This is a genomic window from Aromatoleum toluolicum (genome assembly GCF_012911005.2).
In the GTDB taxonomy this organism is placed as follows: domain Bacteria; phylum Pseudomonadota; class Gammaproteobacteria; order Burkholderiales; family Rhodocyclaceae; genus Aromatoleum; species Aromatoleum toluolicum.
Window position 1 is genome coordinate 1 of the sequence record NZ_WTVS01000210.1, and the last position, 452, is coordinate 452.

1 pseudogene is annotated in these 452 nt (G+C 67.0%); it reads right to left on the reverse strand.

What is annotated here, in order from left to right:
* Positions 1 to 119 precede the first annotated feature (119 nt).
* Positions 120 to 452, reverse strand: a pseudogene (locus tag GPA27_RS28410) (hypothetical protein); the annotation flags it as partial.

Below are 452 nucleotides of genomic sequence, written 5' to 3' on the forward strand. Positions count from 1 at the left end.
CTCCTGACCAGGTGGATTTCGACCACCTGGCTCGCGTGGTTCAGGGGCTAGAAGGTGTTGTGCGCGATCTTGCACACCGGCCTTAGCGCGTCGAAGACCGAGCGGACGCGTGTGGAGAGTCAATGCCTCGCAGCGCGCGGATGCTCCAGAAAAAACCGCAGCATCTCCTGCGTGGCGTCCACGCCGCACGGGTCGGTGTGGCTGCCGCCCGCGTGCCCACCGGCCCACGCGTGCCCTGCGCCGTGCAGTACCCAGTGTTCTGCCACCACCGTGCCAGTCAGTGCGCTGGCCGACGGGGCGCTACCCGCCACGGTGTACACCTTGCGGGTGTAGCTCTGGCCACCACGGGACTGGCCCTGGTGCACGGTCTCCACCGTCGTCTGGCCGTCACCTGGAGCCGTGGCCAGTGCTGACAGCGTTGCCTCGATGAGCTGTTCACCGTTGTGTGCATG